Genomic DNA, 751 nt, shown 5'->3' on the forward strand with positions numbered 1-751 from the left:
AGACTTTATTTTGCTGGTTTGAAAACACCGGTGAAACTCGTTTTTCCAGCAGGTGGAACCGATGCCCCTATTTTTGTCATTTTCGATAAGGCCAGTAAATTTGTTGGCACATTCTTTATTTTGCTGGTTTGAACAAGTCTGTGCGTGCTTGATGTAGGCACAAAGTTAAAGCTTGAACTTCTTGAATTTGATGTTGACGTTTGGCACCTAACGCCTGCATCAGGCGCCGCCGAAGGCGGTCGCCTGGATGCACTTGTTAGGTGCTTATTCGTAATACTTAATTAATTGCTCATTAAATAATGCTAAACGATATTCTTTATCTTTAGTGTAAAAGAATCCATGGTCAGAGAAGCAAATGTTCATTTTCTCAGCTAGGGTATGCCCTTGGTTCAAGATGTTATGATATTCTTCTTGAAGTGCCTTATATTCTTTAATATGTTTTTTGACTCTGCTAAAAGTGGGAATCTCTTTGTAATAAGGAAAGTACCCTGTGAGATAAATAAATATGTTAAGCCCAAGAAAAGCGAGGAAAGTTTCATTTCTGTCACTTGATATTGCGAAAAGTGAAAGTGGAACGGAGATAATAAACCATAAGACAAAATGTGATGGTGTTAAATCAAAGAAAGATGCACTCCATAGAAGCTCAACTTTTTGGTACTTTTTCTTTATACCATCAAAGCTCTTGATGAATTCTTTCAGAGTTTCGTAATCAATGTCTATTTCTATACTCATACTTGATGTTTGGGCGCAC

The 751-nt window shown here is 37.2% G+C and carries 1 protein-coding gene; it reads right to left on the reverse strand.

All coding sequences use genetic code 11. The annotated features are described in order from the left end of the window. Positions 1 to 264: 264 nt before the first annotated feature. A partial coding sequence (locus ACY2RQ_RS19540; protein WP_490114688.1) for a hypothetical protein occupies positions 265 to 751 on the reverse strand: 487 nt, incomplete at its 5' end.

The sequence above is a fragment of the Parendozoicomonas sp. 209JJ7-1 genome (assembly GCF_058147085.1).